Origin of the sequence: Kribbella sp. NPDC050241, assembly GCF_044459685.1 — a bacterium.
Taxonomy (GTDB): Bacteria; Actinomycetota; Actinomycetes; order Propionibacteriales; family Kribbellaceae; genus Kribbella.
Map to the genome: position 1 here is coordinate 262,911 of NZ_JBITJE010000005.1, position 15,258 is coordinate 278,168.

The following is a 15,258-nucleotide window of genomic DNA, read 5'->3' on the forward strand; positions in this document are numbered from 1 at the left end:
TGCAGCCCGTACAGGAACGAGTGCGGCGCGGCCCCTGGACGTTGAAGAGCTTGAAGGTCTCCAGTGGCAGCACTCGGCGTTACGACGAATGCGTTCCGTCACCGCGCAGTGGCCGGCGGTACAGACCGGTCAGCGCACGACCGGGGACGGCGGTTCGGGCTTCTGATCAGTCCAGCCGGACTCGAGGACGACGGTGGACCCGACCTTCAGGCCTTCCATGCTCGAGCTGAGCAGCCGGCCGGTGGTGGTGTCGATGATGTACGCCGTACGCCCGCGCGCCATGATCGTCGCGCTGCCGCTCGGTTGCCCCTTCACGTCGATGGTGATCTCCGTGCCGGTGCGACCGATCGGGTCCTTGACGCCGATGCGGATCCGGGTGCCGGGCAGGGTGGCCAGCACCCGAAGTGCCGCGCCGCGGAGCTTCGGCGGTGACGGGGTCTCGAACAGGAGCTGTCCGGCCGCGGCGAACACGGTGTAGTTCCGCTCCGCCGGACTCGATCGCCGGTCGGCGCCACTGGCGAGCAGTGCGCGCAGCTTGACCGGATCGGTCGGCAGCGCCGCGATCTGTTGAGCGCTGAGCGGCTCGGTACCGGTCAGGTAGTAGCCCTGGGGGACGTCCTGGAACGACCTCTCGTCGACCACCGGTGCCATCGCGTGCATCTCGACGGTGTCGCCGCCCGGCAGCTGCCAGGTCGTCGGTGATCCCTGCGCGCGCCACTTGGCCGTGTCGGTCGCGGTGACCGGGCGATAGCCGAGTCCAGCCCATCCGAACCAAGACTCGGTCCTGGGCTTCATCGGCATCCAGCCTTCGATGATCGACCGCCCCTGCACCGTGTACTTCGGGTTCCCCACCCGTACGGGCGGCCCGATCTGCAGGCTGCGTACCCGGTAGAACCGGCCCGACAGCTTCTCGTCCTTCTCCTGCTGCACCGCCGCCGCCAGCAGCGCCTGGCTGGCACTCGCCAACCGGGGCGGTGTCGGAATGATCGTCGCCGGCGCCACTCCGGCGTCGTCCCCGGTGCCACGGACCAGCGGCATACCCAGTGCGACGACAGCGACGACCGCGGTCGCAGCGGTGAGGGCAGTTCCCACCCAGCCGGCCCGAGCGGCCAGCAGCCACCGCTTGGGCCTCGGCTCCTCGCGGATCAGGCCTTCGAGCTGCTGTCGTGCGGCGCCGGTGGCTTCCGGGGACGGCGCATCAGCCGAGGGGAACGCCTTGCGGACCGATTCGAGCTCGTTCATCAGGCGTCACCTCCGGTGGGGTTGTGGCCGAGTGAGTCCCGGACGATGCGGCGGGCCCGGGACAGGCGTGAGCAGACCGTGCCGTACGCGATCCCGAGCGCCGCGGCCACCTCGTGGTACGTGAGCTGGCCCAGGGCGACGAGCAGCAGCACCTCGCGGTCCTTGGCCGAGACCTTCGCCAGCGCGGCGGCCAGTTCGCGCCTCGTGCCTTGGGCGGTGACCTGCGCAGCGATCCGCTCCTCAGCTCCTGTCACTGGAAGCGGCGGTGGGAGTTTCGCCAGCGCCCGCCACGCGCGGACCTCGTCGCGCCGGTGCCGGCGGATCAGGTTGGTCGCGATGCCGTACAACCACGCCCGCACCACCCCGCTGCCACGGTCGAACCGGTCCCGCTGCCGGAACGCGATCAGGAACGTCTCCGCCGCCAGGTCGTCCGCGACATCGGGGCCGAGCCGGCGGGCGACGTACCCGTGCACCTGCGGGAAGTACTTGTCGAAGATCAGCGTGAACCGGTCCGGCTCCTGCACCGACGCCTCCAGCAGCCACCCGTCCTCGTCCGCTTCCGCAGGTACGACGGCAGCCGGCAGCCGACTGGGGAACGCAAGGGTGGCCAGGGCCACGTCGGGCGTCATCGAACTCCTCGCGTCTGATGTGTCTCCGGTCGGTTCACCCACTTCTTGCCCGATGTCCCCAGACCCCTTCTCGCGACCCCGCCTCGATCTCCTGACCCCCGCGGATAGACGCGCGAGAGCGCTCTCCGGAGGACACGCGTGCGGGAGAAAGGTCAGTGGGTGTCGAGCAGCCCGCGGGCGGCGGCCTCGTCGTTCGGCCACACGTAGACGGTCCAGCCGTCCTTGGTCCGGGCCGCGGTCGCCTTGATGCCGAAGTCCTTCAGCATGGAGACCTTGACCCGCGCCTCGTTGTAGGTCCGCACGGTCCGGACGTCGATCAGCAACCCGAACGCGTCGCGCTCGGCGGGACGGGAATCGACCCGCCGAACCAGCGACCCGCCCTTGGCCTTCGAGAAAGCCCAGCGGCAAAGCAGTACCATCAGCCCGGCCAGGGCCATGGCCACGACCGGAAACACGAAGTACTCCTCACCGAACACGGACACCATTGTCTCCCGAAATAAAAGGTCGCGAGGTCTTGGCAACCTTCCGTGTCCCCAGGGAGTCTTTACGATCACAAGCTGGACACGCTGCCACGCGGCCGATGACTCGGGGGCCGCCGGAAGAGCGGAGGGCACGGACATGCTCGCACCGACCCCGAACAACGTCGTACAACTGACCGGCATCCTGGACGTCCGCACCGTCGGCGACGTCCGTCAGACCCTGAACACCGTCATCGACACCTCGGTGGGCGACGTCATCGTCGACCTCGAACGGGTGGACGCGGTCGACGCCACCGGTCTCGGCCTGCTCGTCGCCACCCACCGACGGACGCAGTCGCTCGGGCGGCAGCTGGTCCTGTGGCACCCGATGCCCTCGGTCATCCGGATCCTCGCGGTCACCCGGCTGCACCGGGTCCTGCGGGTCGAGCGGAGTCCGCTTCCCATCGGCGCGTGAATGTGACCTAACCCCCTGGTGACACCGGTCACGAGGTCGCGACTCACAAGGGAACAGAGTCCTACTCTCGGGTACATGGCGACCGAGAAGGATCGACCGTGGGTGATGCGGACGTACGCGGGCCACTCGTCCGCCGCTGAGTCGAACGCGTTGTTCCGGCGGAACCTGGCCAAGGGCCAGACCGGTCTGTCGGTCGCGTTCGACCTCCCGACCCAGACCGGGTACGACGCCGATCATCCGCTGGCCAAGGGGGAGGTGGGCAAGGTCGGCGTACCGATCGCGCACCTGGGCGACGTACGGGCGTTGTTCGACCAGATCCCGCTCGCGCAGATGAACACCTCGATGACGATCAACGCGCCGGCGATGTGGTTGCTCGCGCTGTACCAGGTGGCTGCCCAGGAGCAGGGCGCGTTGCCCGATGAGCTGACCGGGACGACGCAGAACGACATCGTCAAGGAGTACCTGTCCCGTGGCACGTACGCGTTCCCGCCGGAGGCGTCGCTGCGGCTGACCACCGACGTGATCGCCTACACGGTCGCCAGCATCCCGAAGTGGAATCCGATCAACATCTGCAGCTATCACCTGCAGGAGGCCGGCGCGACGCCGGTGCAGGAGCTCGCGTTCGCGTTGTCGACCGCGATCGCCGTACTGGATCGGGTCCGGGACGCGGGCCAGGTGCCGCCGGAGCGGTTCGGCGACGTGGTCCAGCGGATCTCGTTCTTCGTGAACGCCGGGGTGCGGTTCATCGAGGAGACCTGCAAGATGCGCGCGTTCGTCCGGCTCTGGGACGACCTGACGCTGCACCGGTACGGCGTGACGGACGCGAAGGCCCGGCGGTTGCGGTACGGCGTCCAGGTGAACTCGCTCGGCCTGACCGAGGCGCAGCCGGAGAACAACGTCCAGCGGATCGTGCTCGAGATGCTCGGCGTCACGCTGTCGAAGAACGCCCGCGCCCGCGCGGTCCAGTTGCCGGCCTGGAACGAGGCGCTCGGTCTGCCGCGGCCGTGGGACCAGCAGTGGTCGCTGCGGATGCAGCAGGTACTGGCGTACGAGTCCGACCTGCTGGAGTACGACGACATCTTCGACGGATCGCACGTGATCGAGGCGAAGGTCGCCGAGCTGGTCGACGGTGCTCGCGAGGAGATCGATCGCGTGCAGGCGATGGGTGGTGCGGTCGCCGCGGTCGAGAGCGGCTACCTGAAGCAGGCGCTGGTCGCATCGCACGCCGAACGCTGGCAGCGGATCGAGTCGGGTGAACAGGTCGTCGTCGGGGTGAACAAGTTCGAGAACACCGAACCGTCACCGCTCACTGCGGACCTGGACACCGCGATCCAGACAGTTGATCCCGCCGCTGAGAGCGCAGCGCTGTCGTCCTTGCGCGAGTGGCGCGCCAACCGCGACGCGGCTGCAGTCGAGTCTGCGCTGACCAAGCTGCGCGCGGTCGCGAAGACCACGGACAACCTCATGCCCGTCACGCTCGAGTGCGCTCGCGCGGGCGTGACCACGGGGGAGTGGGCCGGGGTCCTGCGGGAGATGTACGGCGAGTACCGCGCTCCGACCGGGGTCACGGGATCGGTCGGCGTCTCCGGTAGCGGTGAAGCGATCGCCGCCGTACGCGCGAAGGTCGCCGCCACGTCGGGGGAGCTCGGCGGCCGCCTGCGCTTCCTGGTCGGGAAGCCCGGCCTGGACGGTCACTCGAACGGCGCCGAACAGGTCGCCGTCCGCGCCCGCGACGTCGGCTTCGAGGTCATCTACCAGGGCATCCGGCTGACGCCCGAACAGATCGTCGCCGCCGCGGTCGCCGAGGACGTCCACTGCGTCGGTCTCTCGATCCTGTCCGGCTCACACATGGAACTCGTCCCGGCGATCGTGTCCGGCCTGCGCGCGGCCGGCCTGGACGACGTACCGGTCGTTGTCGGTGGCATCGTCCCCGACGCCGACGCACGGGAACTCCGGTCCGCCGGCGTAGCCGCCGTCTACACCCCCAAGGACTACGACCTCACCGGCATGATGGCCGATGTCGTCGAGGTGATCCGGCACGCCCACAAACTGTAGGCGTGGTAGAAGGAGTACATGACGGCGAACAGTGCTCAGGCGACTCTCACGCTCTCCAACGGTACGGCGATTCCGGTGTTCGGGCTGGGGGTTTGGCAGGCGGCGGACGGGCCCGAGACGGAGCGGGCGGTCGAGTGGGCCCTCGAGATGGGCTACCGGCTGATCGACACGGCTCAGGCGTACCGGAACGAAGCGAGTGTGGGGCGGGCGATCCGCAGCAGCGGGATCCCGCGGGAGGACATCTTCCTCACCACGAAGTTCTACCCGGGCAGCAAGGACCCGCGCGCCGAGGCGGAGAAGAGCCTGGAGCGGCTCGGCACCGACTACCTCGACCTCTACCTGATCCACTGGCCGCAGAGCGGGCCGACGTGGGCCTGGCCCGGGATGGAAGCGGCCGTGGAGGCCGGCCTGACCAAGGGCATCGGGATCTCGAACTTCAGCGCCGCGGAGATCCAGGAGCTCCTGAAGACGAGCCAGATCCAGCCGGCCGTGAACCAGATCCAGTTCAGCCCGTTCGAGTACCGCGCTGCCCTGCTTGCGGCGTGCGAGGACGCAGGTATCGTCGCCCAGGCGTACAGCCCGCTGGGAACCGGCCGCCACCTCGGCGACCCGGTGGTCGCGCGGATCGCGGCTGCCACCGGCCACACACCGGCACAGGTCCTGATCAGGTGGGCAGTCCAGAAGGGCCTGTCGGTCATCCCCAAGTCCACCCATCGGGAGCGCATCGAGGAGAACTTCGCCGTCTTCGACTTCGAACTCGACGACGAGGCCGTCTCCGCGCTGGACGCCCTCGACACCACCGGCCGGACCGACGAGGCGCTGGGCCAGAAGTGGTGGTCCTGACCCTTGAAGGTGTTCCTTTCCACTGACATGGAAGGTACCGCCGGGGTCGTCGACTGGGGTCAGGTCCGCGGTCCTGCTCAGGAGTACGAGTACTACCGCGGACAGCTTCAGGCGGAGGTCAACGCCGCGATCGACGGCGCCCTGGTCGCCGGCGCGACCGAGTTCCTGGTCAACGACTCACATTCGACGATGCAGAATCTCCGCCCGGACGAGCTCCACGGCCGGGCCGGCTACCTGTCCGGGCGGCACAAGCCGCTGTACATGATGGAAGGCCTCGACGACTCCTTCGACGCGGCCTTGTTCATCTCGTACCACGGGTCGGCGAGCTCGACGTCCTCGGTGCTGTTCCACACCTACAACCCGCGGGCGATCGCCGAAGTACGGCTGAACGGCACGCTCACCGGCGAGGCCGGGGTCAACGCTCTGGTGGCGCTGGCGTACGGGGTTCCGGTCGTACTCATCTCGGGCGACCGGGTGACGATCGACGAGGCGCAACCGTTCTGCCCCGGTATCGAGTCGGTCGTCGTCAAGGAGTCGGTCTCGCACAACGCCGCCCTGTCCTTGCACCCGGAGACGGCCCGGGAGCTGATCCGGGACGGCGCACAGCGCGCACTGCGCCGGTTGGCCGGTTTCACGCTGCCGACCATCACGCTGCCGGCCGAGCTGACCATCCGCTTCCACAACCAGGCCTTCGCAGACCTGGCCTGTGCCCTCCGTGACGTGGAGAAGGTGGACGAGCGAGTCGTTGCCATCCGCAACGACAACCCGCTCCACCTCTTCCGCACCTTCATCGCCACGGTCTTCCTCAGCCGCGCAGTCACCGACTAGCCGCCGGCCCACCCCGGCCACCGGCCCAGCGGCCCGGCGCGCACGCGTCTGCGGGATTGGTCACTTTGTGCACGAGATCCGTACGGCGGCGGCTTCGGCGTACGGATCTGGTGCAGAAAGTCGGGTCCGATGATCGCGTGCTTGCGCGATCGGTGTGGCGGGGCGTGCTCGTCGTTCTGGTGGTTCTGGCACTGACCTACGATCATGAAGGCGACGGCGTCGAGGCTGCAGCTGTCACGTCGCTAGCTCTTCGACTTTTCCTTGATGAGGTCTTCCACTGCCTTGGGGATGGTGGTCTCGAAGTCGAGGAGCTTGGCCCAGGTCGGGGTGACGGTGATGACGACCATCTCGTCGTACAGAGCCTTCACTCCGGCCTCCCAGTCCGGGTACTGCTCGTCGGTCGTCACCTTGTGCCCGGCCAGCAGGTAGCCCTCCGGGACGCCGGGCACCAGCTCGACCTCGGCGCTGCCGCGGATCAGCAGGACCTTCGGCGGGAAGGCTCCGGTGTCGATGGTGAGCGCGACCTTGGGATTCTTCCGCAGGGCAGCGACCTTCGCCGACTTCGGCACGGTGGCCATCAGGATCTTGTCGCCCTCGACCCAGAAGCCGATCGGAATCACTCGGGGGTCGCCGTCGAGTCCGTCGTACGCGAACCGGGCCGGCTCGGGGCCGCTGATCAGTTCCTGCGCGTAGGGCTTGGCCAGAATCGCGGCGATCTCGTCCTTGGTCATGATGGTGATCCTTCCACTGAGGAGGTGCTGTCATCAGGGGGACGAAGCCGCCGGACGCTTCTCGACATCGGTAGCGTGGCGAATCGTGGAAATCTTCGGATTCGGTGCGGGCATGGTCCAGGTCGGCGACGACGGGGCGGTCGAGCAGGTCGTCCACCCGGACGGACGGCGGGTCCTGCTCGATCCCGGACCCCTGCACGACACGCTGCACGCGTGGGGCAAAGGCTTCGTGATCACGGACCGTGGCAGCCACCGCTTCGACAACCCGGCGCTCGTGCGCTGGCGGCAGACCGGGCTCGACCTGCTCTACCAGTTGGGTGAGCTGGAACTGCGCGTCGGCCGCCGCTTCGGTGACCAGTGGACGGAGACCTACGAGCTCCGCAACGCCGGGGCCGAGCCGGCGACGGTCGGGTCGATCGCGATCAGTACGCCGTACCGCGACATCTATCGCTCGAGCCAGGAAAGCCTGACAGGGGCTGTGCATGCGCATGTGTGGACCGGTGGCGCCGATGCGTGGGTGTGGGCGGTGCCGATGGACGGCAGCGGTCCCGGGCTCGGTCTGCAGCTGAAGGAGGGCGAGCTGTGGGCGTACTCGGTGGAGTCACGCGAGCCGGGGACCAGCAGCAACGTTCGCGGCCACATCTACCTCCACCCGACCGACCATGCTCGCGCGCCGCACGCGATGGGCGGTCAGCCGCCGATCACGCTCGCCCCGGGAGCGTCGTACCGGTGGACCTGGCAGCTGGGCTGGTACGACGACCTGCCCGGATTCCATGCGGATCGGCAGCCGCTCATCGGCGCGGACCGGCTGGCCGCCGAGGTGGGGGAGACGATCCAACTCACCGGAGACGGCCCGAGTGAGGTCACGAGCGACGAGCCCGGTCTGGTGCATGTCGAGGCGACGGACGGCAAGCGGACTGCGCGGATCGCCGTACTGTTCCATCAGCCGCTGCGCGAGATCGCCGAGCGGCGGGTCCGGTTCGTCCTCGAGCGGCAGCGTCGGCCGGAGCTGGCGGACAGTCGGCAGTACGCCTTCGTACCGTACGACAACGACAGTGGGCTCACTGTGTTGTCAGGTGCGTGGGCGGACTGGTCCGATGCGCGCGAACGGATCGGGATGGCACTCCTGCTGCAGGAGGTCCGTGATCGCGGTTGGGGTGATCGGGCCGAGTTGGACGACGCATTGGCGGGGTACGAGCGCTTTGTCCGCGAGCATGTGGTGGACGAGAACGGTACGGTCCAGGACGACAGCTTCCACCAGGATCGCGTGCGGCTGTACAACTTCCCGTGGTTCGCGAGGTTCCTGCTCGGGCAGGGTGATCGGACCGGTGCCGCGCGCATTCTCGACCGGTACTACGAACTCGGCGGGGATCATTTCCTCGCCTTCGACCTGGGTCCGCTGCTGAGCGAACTCGGGATGCGGGATCACCTCATCCGGCATGCACGGCAGTTCGTCGAGTACGGCGATGAGCTGCCGCCGCACGAGGTCAACTATGAGCAGTCGATGGTCGCGCCCTTGCTCGAGCTGCTCGTGGCGGCGTACCGGATGGCGCCGGACGAGATCGACGGCGCGGAGCTGAATCGCCGGTTGCCCTGGCTGACCGCGTTCGCCGCCGATCAGCCCGACGTACGCCTGCGGCAGGTGGCGATCCGGCACTGGGACGGGTACTGGTTCGGCCGGCTGCGGTTGTGGGGCGACGTCTTCCCGCACTACTGGTCGGTGCTCAGTGCGGCCGTGTACGCCGCTTGGCCGCGGGAACTGGTCGAGCCGTCGACGGCGGCCTGGCTGGACGCCGCGACGGACTCGATCCTGCGCGCGAACCTGGTCAACTTCTCAGCGGACGGTTCGGCGACCTGCGCCTTCGTGTACCCGAGCTGCGTCAACGGACAGCCCGCCCATGTCGCGGACCCCTTGGCCAACGACCAGGACTGGGCCTTGGTCTACGCACTCAGGGCCCTACATGAGTGAGGGGAGCAGTTCGCGCAGGCTGTTCATCAGGTGGGTATGGATGCTGGTGCCGTAGGAGATGCGGTGCGCGCCGGCGGCGATCAACTCGGCAGGAGTGGGCCCGCCGACGGCGGCGTGGGCGTTGATCGGGCCGCCGATGCCCTCGACGACCTCGGCCAGGACGTCGGTCGGCGCCATGATCGGGTAGACGCAGTCGGCGCCGGCGCGGCGGTACGCCCGGCCGCGGGCGATGCCGTCGGCCACTCCACCGCCACGGATGAACACGTCGACCCGTGCGTTGATCACCAGGTCCGCTCCCGCGGCGGCGCGGACCTCGGCCAGGTAGTTCGCGTGCCGGGCCGGGTCGGTGAGCACGCGGTCCACCGAGTCCTCCAGGTTGCAGCCGACCGCACCGGTGTCGAGCACGCGCTCGGCGAACTCCTTCGGCGCCAGGCCGTAGCCGGCCTCCAGATCAGCAGTCACCGGTACGTCGACCGCCCGCGCGATCCGGGCGACCGCGGTGAACATCTCCGCCGGTGGGGTCAGCTGACCATCGTCGTACCCGAGGACGCGAGCGACCGCGCCGCTACTGGTCGCGACCGCGGGGAAGCCTGCCTCGGCCATGATCCTGGCACTGACCGGATCCCAGGCGTTCGGCAGGATCAGCGGCGTACCGCCGTGATGCAAGGCCCGGAACCTCTCCGCTCCCGATGTCATCTCGCGGCTCAGCTCGGCTTGTAGTGGCCGGGTTCCATCCTTCCGGTCACCCCGACCCGGGTCCACATGTTGATCGTGATGATCAAGGCGATCAACTGTGCCAAGTCCTTCTCGCCGAACACGTTCGCTGCCAGGTCGTAGACCTCGTCCGGGACGTGGTCCACGCTGATCAGCGTGATCGCCTCGGTCAACGCCAGCGCGGCCTGCTCCTCCTCGGTGTAGAACTTGCGCGCCTCCCGCCAGACCGGCAGCAGCGAGATCCGCTGCTGGTCGTCACCGAGGTGCAGGAGGTCGAGCGAGTGCATATCGGTGCAGTAGGAGCACCCGTTCAGCTGGGAGGCACGGATCCGGATCAGGTTCGCCAGCTTCGGATCGATGCCGGCGTCGGAGACCGCGTCCAGCGCGATCATCGCCTGGTAGAAGTCCGGGACCAGGTTGGCGAGCTTCACCCGCCGCGTCGTTGTGCTCATGTCACCAACCTAGGCGCGGATCGGCCCGGGTCGCTGGTCCACTTCCACACCGGATCCAGGAGCCACTTCTGCCGATCCTCAGAACAGCGGTCCGCGGCTTGGCCGAATCTGAGGGGTAGCACTGCATTTCTGAGGGGTTACCCCCGATGTGGCCGGGGGCTGCTGAGGCCGACTGTGAAGGAAGAGCGGCGATCCCCGCCGCCGCCGAATTCACGGAGGAATCATGAACCGCAAGTACACCGTCCTCGCACTGTCCGCAGTCGCGATGGGCGCAGTCGTTCTCACCACGCCTCAGGCATCCGCCCTGCCGAAGGAGCCCGCCGCCGCGTCGGTGTCTCAGGCCGGCCCAGGGGCACCGCCCGACTGGCCGGACGAAGGCACCGGCTACCCGGGAACCGAGACCACTGTTCCGGAGTACAACTACCCGAACTACGACCCGGCCTACGAAGTGCCTGCCGTGAAGACCGTGGCGGCCCAGAGTCTGTCGGACGACAACGGTGTCGAGGCCCTGCAGTCTGGTGCCTCCGCACTCGGTGGTGCGGCCGTCGCCTTCGGTGGCATGTGGCTGTACCGGCGTCGCCACGCACTGGCCGGCTGACCAGGCCGTCCGGATTCCGCGGGACGAGGCACAGTCGATGTGGACGATCGCAGTGCTGACAAGCGTCGGGCTGGTTGTGGGGGCAGGGCTTCTGGCCCTGATCAGCCAGCCCGACCCCGGGCTCGACGACCTCGAACTCGAGTCCGCGAACTGGCGCCAGGTGGACGCCGAGGTGCTTTCGGTACTGCGGGCCGGCCACCGCACGTTCTTGCTGGTCCGCTTCCCGGTGGGAACCTCACTGATTCGCAACGATGTTCGGTACCCGCTGCCGGGCCAGGTCCCGTACGCCGGTCAGCGGGTCCCGATCAAGTACGACCCGGTGGCACCGGCGCGGGTGGTCTTCGACCTGCATCCGGAGACCCGGAGAACGCCGAACGCGGCCGGGCAGTCGTAGTGATCGTGTGCACACATATTGATCCACGTTGATCGTGCGCACAGGTATATACAGCGACAGCCCGGCGTCGCGGGCGCAGACTGGGGGTTGTGGGAGGGGCGGGGGTCTTACGCTCACCCCGAATCGCCGGTCGGGCCGAGGAACGAAGGATGCTCGGAACGGCGATCCGGGCGGCTGCCGAAGGACGGCCGTGTGCGGTGTTCGTACACGGAGAGGCGGGCGTGGGCAAGACTCGCCTGGTCCGAGTCGCCGCTGACGAGGCCGCGGCCCGCGGCATGGCGGTCCTCTGGGGCCGGTGCGTTCGCTTCGGCGCGGTGGACTCGCCGTACGGTCCGCTGATCAGCGCACTGGAAGGCTGGGCGGAGTCGGCCGATCCCCGCGAGCTGGCCGACGTACTCGCCGATGTCCCAGCTGCAGGCGGGCTCGTGCCATCACTGAACGCGTACACCTCCAGCAGTGCGATCCGGCTCCTGTCCGTGGTCGATGCACTCGTGATGGCGATCGCTTCGCATCGACCGACGGTTCTCGTCATCGACGACGTGCAGTGGGCCGACCTTGCGTCCCGCGATGCGCTCTCGTATCTGATCGCCGGGTTCCGTGGCCAACAGCTCGCGATTCTGACCACCTACCGGGATGAGGAGCTCGGCACCGGTGATCCGATCCACAGCTGGCTGGCGGACCTCCGGCGGATGCCGTCGGTGACCGGCCTGCGGCTGGACCGGATGACCTGGGACGAGACCGAGCAGCAGCTCGCGCTGTTGCTGGGCGATCACCCGCACCATCGCCTGGTGGACGACGTCGTACTACGGTCCGACGGCAATCCGTATCTCAGTGAACTGCTCCTGGAGGGGATCACCGTGGGCGACGAGGAGTTGCCCGCCGATCTGCCGGCGGAGCTGAGGGCGGCCCTGCTTGCTGCCTGGCATCGGCTGTCGGCGCCGGGTCGTGAAGTCATGCGGGCGCTCGCGGTGGCCGGACGGCCGACATCGATCGACAACCTGCGGGAGGTCGCGGCGACGCGAGGGATCGGCCCCGAGGCCCTGACGAACGCGCTGGTCGAGGCAGTCGACACCGGGATCAGCGTGGCGCAGGGTACGGACATGTGCTGGTTCCGGCATCCGCTGCTGGCGGAGGTGCTGTACGCGACCTTCGTGCCGGGCGAGGCGGAATCCGTGCACGCCGCCTGGGCCAAGACGCTCGAGTCCCGCACCGCCACCGGTCCCGACGAGGTCCAGCGGCAAGGCGACCTGGCTCTGCACTACGAGGGCGCGCACGACCTGGAATCCTGTCTCGAGGCGTCGCTGCGTGCGGCCGACCTCGCGAACGGCATCGTTTCGCGACGCGAGGAGGCGATCCATCTCCGCCGCGCGGCCCGCCTGTGGTCGACGGTGCACGGCCCCGACTCAGCCGGCCGGGCGGATGAAGGCGACCTGCTGGAGCGCGTCGCGCGAGCCAACGAACTGGTCGGCGAAGGCGAGGCGAGCTTCGCGGCGTGGAGCCGCGCACTCGAACTCGTGGACGAGCGGACCGACCCGCTTCGCGCCAGCAGGCTGCGGCGGCGATGGGCCGACTCGGCCTGGGCAACCGGCAGGCTGAGCGATGAGGCGATCGCCGAGGCCAGTCGAGCGGTCGAGCTGAGCCGGCCGTATCCCGACAGCGCGGAGTACGCCGAAGCCCTGGCCGGCCTCAGTTGGCGACAGGCTTGGAACAACGAGGCCGAGCCGGCGCGGAAACATGCCGAGGAGGCGGTCCTGGCTGCGGAGCGCGTCGGATCCAGTGCGGCACTCAGCCTCGCCTACGCGGCCCGCGGATGCGCGGATCTGCGCAACGAGCGTTCCGATGCGGACACTGCGACGGCGTTGCGCTCGGCCTGGAAGACCGGCGATCCGGATGTGCTGTGGCGGACCCTCGTGGCCCGACGCAACTACTTGCTCCAACGCGGTGGTGTCGCGGAATGCGTCGAGCCGGCAACGGAGTTCCTCCGGTTCGCGCTCGACGTCGGGGCGCTGTCGTCGGCGGTCTTCGCGGCCGGAGTCCTGGCGAAGGACCTGTTGATCCTCGGACGCTTCGCCGAGAGCAGCGACGTCACCCGGCAGGGGCTTGCCTTGGCTTGTCTGCCGAGCCCCAGCGCGATGGTTCGGCTGAGCGCGGCGTCGTTGTCGATCCGCCAGGGGAACCTGGACGTAGCCGGCATGCACCTGCAGCGGGCCAACGAGCTGATCCCGGCACTGGAGGAGCGTCTCGGGCTGGTTGCGCCGCCCGTCCTGGCCGAGTACCTGCTCGCGACGGGTCACGCGGAGGCGGCTCTCGACCTGCTGTCGCGCACGCTGATCACCCACATCGCCGATCCCCGCGACGCGGACGAGATGCTGATGTGGGGTGCACGCGCGGCCGCCGATCTGGCGGAGTCCGCTCGAGACCGGCGTGACGGCAGAAGCCTCCGGAAGACGCGCGCACAGCTCGATGACCTTGTGGCCTTGCGCGCACGGCTGTCGCCGCCGCCGTTCGAGGTCATCACCTCCGAGGATCTGATCCAACCGGCGATGCGGGCGCTGTTCACCGCGGAGGTGGCACGATGCACGGCGAAGACGCCGACCTCAGGTGCCTGGGAGGACGCTGCACGCCGCTGCGGTGCCGCGGGACTTCGGTGGGAGGAAGCCGTCGCGTCCTGGCGGTGGGCGCAGGCCTTGCTCGCCGAGAGAGCTGCCCGGGCCGTCGTCGCCGTACCGCTGAGGTCGGCGCACCGCTTCGCCGTCGAAGTCGGCGCGATTCCCCTGCGGCAGCAGGTGGAGACGCTGGCCGGCCTCGGCAAGATCCAGCTCGGCGAGCCATCGGCGCCGACGGACGACGAACCTGCGGCACCCTTCCGATCCCTGACCAAGCGGGAGCAGGAGGTGCTCGCCCACCTGGTGGCGAACCGGACGTACGCCGAGATCGCGCAATCGCTGTTCATCAGCGAGAAGACGGTCAGCGTGCATGTGTCGAACCTGCTGCACAAGACCGGAACGACGTCGCGTCGCGAGGTGGCTGCCCTCGCCATCCGGCTTCGCGAGTCGTCGACCGACGCCGACGACTAGCCCGTTAGCCGGTCGAGGCCTCGGCGGGCGTTGCGGTTGCCGGGCGCTGGGTGGCCGACGGCCGCTCCGTACAAGACGATCTCGGACTCGACGTCGAGACGCAGTAGTCCGGACAGTTCGTCGTCGAAGAAGCCGCCGAGGTTGACCGAGCCGAGTCCGAGCCCGGTCGCCGTGAGTACGACGTTCTGCGCCGCGTGCCCTGCCTCCAGCAACAGGTAGCGGTAGCCGCGGTCGCCGTACTTGCCCAGGCTGCGTCGGCAGACGGCCGAGAACACAAGGACGACGGCGGCCTCAGCCGCCCACGGCTGGCCCAGGAACAGGTAGCGGATCAGCGGGGCGGGGACCGCTTCACCGCGTACCCGCTCCAGACCGTCCGCGAGAGGAACGTAGTGGTAGATCCCAGCCGGTAGGCCGTCCACCGACCGCACCAGCAGGCTCACCTCCAGCGGATAGAGCCCACCGCCGGACGGCACCGCCCGGTCAAGCAGGGTGCTGTCGTCGGTCGCGCCAGTGACGCCGTACCCGGACCGCAGCAGGGTGGCCAGTTCCGCGAAGCCGATCGGCTCGTCGCGGAACACGCGGCACGACACCCGTCCGCGCACCAGGTCGGTCAGCGGCGCGGCGACCCGCAGGCTTGGCGGCAACCGGATCCACGGAGCCGACGGGTCCTCACGCCCCGGCTCCGGCCGCGGCTGGAGCACCTGCGGGTTGTCGGATCGTCGGCGGGCAGTTCCGCGGTGGAAGGCCCAGGCCAGCGGCTGAGCGGTGCGGAAAGCAGTCATCGCCTTCGTCC

General features: G+C 68.9%; 15 protein-coding genes. 8 read left to right on the forward strand and 7 right to left on the reverse strand.

Going from position 1 to position 15,258, the window contains the following annotated elements; translation table 11 throughout:
* Nucleotides 1-129 precede the first annotated feature (129 nt).
* From ACIBG5_RS24785 to ACIBG5_RS24795, 3 genes are all read right to left on the reverse strand, one after another.
* Nucleotides 130-1,242 carry a CU044_5270 family protein gene (locus ACIBG5_RS24785; protein WP_396393843.1) on the reverse strand — a complete coding sequence of 371 codons (1,113 nt, stop codon included), beginning with the start codon at nt 1,240-1,242 and terminating at the stop codon, nt 130-132.
* The gene (locus ACIBG5_RS24790) at nt 1,242-1,871 is read right to left on the reverse strand and encodes an RNA polymerase sigma factor (RefSeq protein WP_396393844.1); all 630 of its coding nucleotides are present in this window, start codon (nt 1,869-1,871) and stop codon (nt 1,242-1,244) included. Before ACIBG5_RS24790 ends, ACIBG5_RS24785 begins: the two co-directional genes overlap by 1 nt.
* Before the next feature lie 152 nt (nt 1,872-2,023).
* The gene (locus ACIBG5_RS24795; protein ID WP_396393845.1) at nt 2,024-2,356 is read right to left on the reverse strand and encodes a hypothetical protein; all 333 of its coding nucleotides are present in this window, start codon (nt 2,354-2,356) and stop codon (nt 2,024-2,026) included.
* A 133-nt stretch (nt 2,357-2,489) separates the two neighbouring features.
* Here ACIBG5_RS24795 and ACIBG5_RS24800 point away from each other — a divergent pair, with 133 nt between their 5' ends.
* From ACIBG5_RS24800 to ACIBG5_RS24815, 4 genes are all read left to right on the forward strand, one after another.
* A complete protein-coding gene (locus ACIBG5_RS24800; protein ID WP_360440276.1) occupies nt 2,490-2,804 on the forward strand; it encodes an STAS domain-containing protein in 315 nt (104 codons plus the stop codon).
* Between the two features lie 75 nt (nt 2,805-2,879).
* Nucleotides 2,880-4,859: a protein meaA gene (locus ACIBG5_RS24805; RefSeq protein ID WP_396393846.1), complete on the forward strand. Its 1,980-nt coding sequence runs from the start codon at nt 2,880-2,882 to the stop codon at nt 4,857-4,859.
* 18 nt (nt 4,860-4,877) lie between these two features.
* Entirely contained in the window at nt 4,878-5,702 is an 825-nt protein-coding gene (locus tag ACIBG5_RS24810; RefSeq protein ID WP_396393847.1) for an aldo/keto reductase, read from the forward strand.
* Nucleotides 5,703-5,711: 9 nt separating this feature from the next.
* Complete coding sequence (locus ACIBG5_RS24815; RefSeq protein WP_396394164.1) at nt 5,712-6,530, forward strand: M55 family metallopeptidase; 819 nt, start codon at nt 5,712-5,714, stop codon at nt 6,528-6,530.
* A gap of 242 nt (nt 6,531-6,772) precedes the next feature.
* On the opposite strand, the gene ACIBG5_RS24820 is transcribed toward ACIBG5_RS24815, so the two are convergent.
* A complete protein-coding gene (locus ACIBG5_RS24820; protein WP_396393848.1) occupies nt 6,773-7,261 on the reverse strand; it encodes a pyridoxamine 5'-phosphate oxidase family protein in 489 nt (162 codons plus the stop codon).
* A gap of 85 nt (nt 7,262-7,346) precedes the next feature.
* Here ACIBG5_RS24820 and ACIBG5_RS24825 point away from each other — a divergent pair, with 85 nt between their 5' ends.
* A complete protein-coding gene (locus tag ACIBG5_RS24825) occupies nt 7,347-9,230 on the forward strand; it encodes a hypothetical protein (protein WP_396393849.1) in 1,884 nt (627 codons plus the stop codon).
* Here the strand turns inward: ACIBG5_RS24825 and ACIBG5_RS24830 are convergent.
* Both ACIBG5_RS24830 and ACIBG5_RS24835 read right to left on the reverse strand, forming a co-directional pair.
* Nucleotides 9,219-9,926, reverse strand: coding sequence for an isocitrate lyase/phosphoenolpyruvate mutase family protein (locus ACIBG5_RS24830; RefSeq protein WP_396393850.1), 708 nt, complete (start codon nt 9,924-9,926; stop codon nt 9,219-9,221). The two genes, ACIBG5_RS24825 and ACIBG5_RS24830, sit on opposite strands and share 12 nt — an antisense overlap.
* A gap of 8 nt (nt 9,927-9,934) precedes the next feature.
* On the reverse strand, nt 9,935-10,396 hold the full coding sequence (locus tag ACIBG5_RS24835) for a carboxymuconolactone decarboxylase family protein (RefSeq protein WP_360440300.1): 462 nt from the start codon (nt 10,394-10,396) through the stop codon (nt 9,935-9,937).
* A gap of 223 nt (nt 10,397-10,619) precedes the next feature.
* Here ACIBG5_RS24835 and ACIBG5_RS24840 point away from each other — a divergent pair, with 223 nt between their 5' ends.
* The 3 genes from ACIBG5_RS24840 to ACIBG5_RS24850 all read left to right on the forward strand — a co-directional run bounded on the left by ACIBG5_RS24840 (nt 10,620) and on the right by ACIBG5_RS24850 (nt 14,465).
* Entirely contained in the window at nt 10,620-10,994 is a 375-nt protein-coding gene (locus ACIBG5_RS24840; protein WP_396393851.1) for a hypothetical protein, read from the forward strand.
* A 37-nt stretch (nt 10,995-11,031) separates the two neighbouring features.
* Nucleotides 11,032-11,388, forward strand: coding sequence for a hypothetical protein (locus ACIBG5_RS24845; protein WP_396393852.1), 357 nt, complete (start codon nt 11,032-11,034; stop codon nt 11,386-11,388).
* 89 nt (nt 11,389-11,477) lie between these two features.
* Complete coding sequence (locus ACIBG5_RS24850) at nt 11,478-14,465, forward strand: AAA family ATPase (RefSeq protein ID WP_396393853.1); 2,988 nt, start codon at nt 11,478-11,480, stop codon at nt 14,463-14,465.
* Here the strand turns inward: ACIBG5_RS24850 and ACIBG5_RS24855 are convergent.
* A complete protein-coding gene (locus ACIBG5_RS24855) occupies nt 14,462-15,247 on the reverse strand; it encodes a SagB/ThcOx family dehydrogenase (protein ID WP_396393854.1) in 786 nt (261 codons plus the stop codon). The two genes, ACIBG5_RS24850 and ACIBG5_RS24855, sit on opposite strands and share 4 nt — an antisense overlap.
* Between the last annotated feature and the right edge of the window lie 11 nt (nt 15,248-15,258).

Bases quoted from the DNA above. Each gene is read 5' to 3' on its own strand.
- ACIBG5_RS24785 (WP_396393843.1), bottom strand. From the start codon at position 1,242: ATGAACGAGCTCGAATCGGTCCGCAAGGCGTTCCCCTCGGCTGATGCG.
- ACIBG5_RS24790 (WP_396393844.1), bottom strand. From the start codon at position 1,871: ATGACGCCCGACGTGGCCCTGGCCACCCTTGCGTTCCCCAGTCGGCTG.
- ACIBG5_RS24795 (WP_396393845.1), bottom strand. From the start codon at position 2,356: ATGGTGTCCGTGTTCGGTGAGGAGTACTTCGTGTTTCCGGTCGTGGCC.
- ACIBG5_RS24800 (WP_360440276.1), top strand. From the start codon at position 2,490: ATGCTCGCACCGACCCCGAACAACGTCGTACAACTGACCGGCATCCTG.
- ACIBG5_RS24805 (WP_396393846.1), top strand. From the start codon at position 2,880: ATGGCGACCGAGAAGGATCGACCGTGGGTGATGCGGACGTACGCGGGC.
- ACIBG5_RS24810 (WP_396393847.1), top strand. From the start codon at position 4,878: ATGACGGCGAACAGTGCTCAGGCGACTCTCACGCTCTCCAACGGTACG.
- ACIBG5_RS24820 (WP_396393848.1), bottom strand. From the start codon at position 7,261: ATGACCAAGGACGAGATCGCCGCGATTCTGGCCAAGCCCTACGCGCAG.
- ACIBG5_RS24830 (WP_396393850.1), bottom strand. From the start codon at position 9,926: ATGACATCGGGAGCGGAGAGGTTCCGGGCCTTGCATCACGGCGGTACG.
- ACIBG5_RS24835 (WP_360440300.1), bottom strand. From the start codon at position 10,396: ATGAGCACAACGACGCGGCGGGTGAAGCTCGCCAACCTGGTCCCGGAC.
- ACIBG5_RS24840 (WP_396393851.1), top strand. From the start codon at position 10,620: ATGAACCGCAAGTACACCGTCCTCGCACTGTCCGCAGTCGCGATGGGC.
- ACIBG5_RS24845 (WP_396393852.1), top strand. From the start codon at position 11,032: ATGTGGACGATCGCAGTGCTGACAAGCGTCGGGCTGGTTGTGGGGGCA.
- ACIBG5_RS24855 (WP_396393854.1), bottom strand. From the start codon at position 15,247: ATGACTGCTTTCCGCACCGCTCAGCCGCTGGCCTGGGCCTTCCACCGC.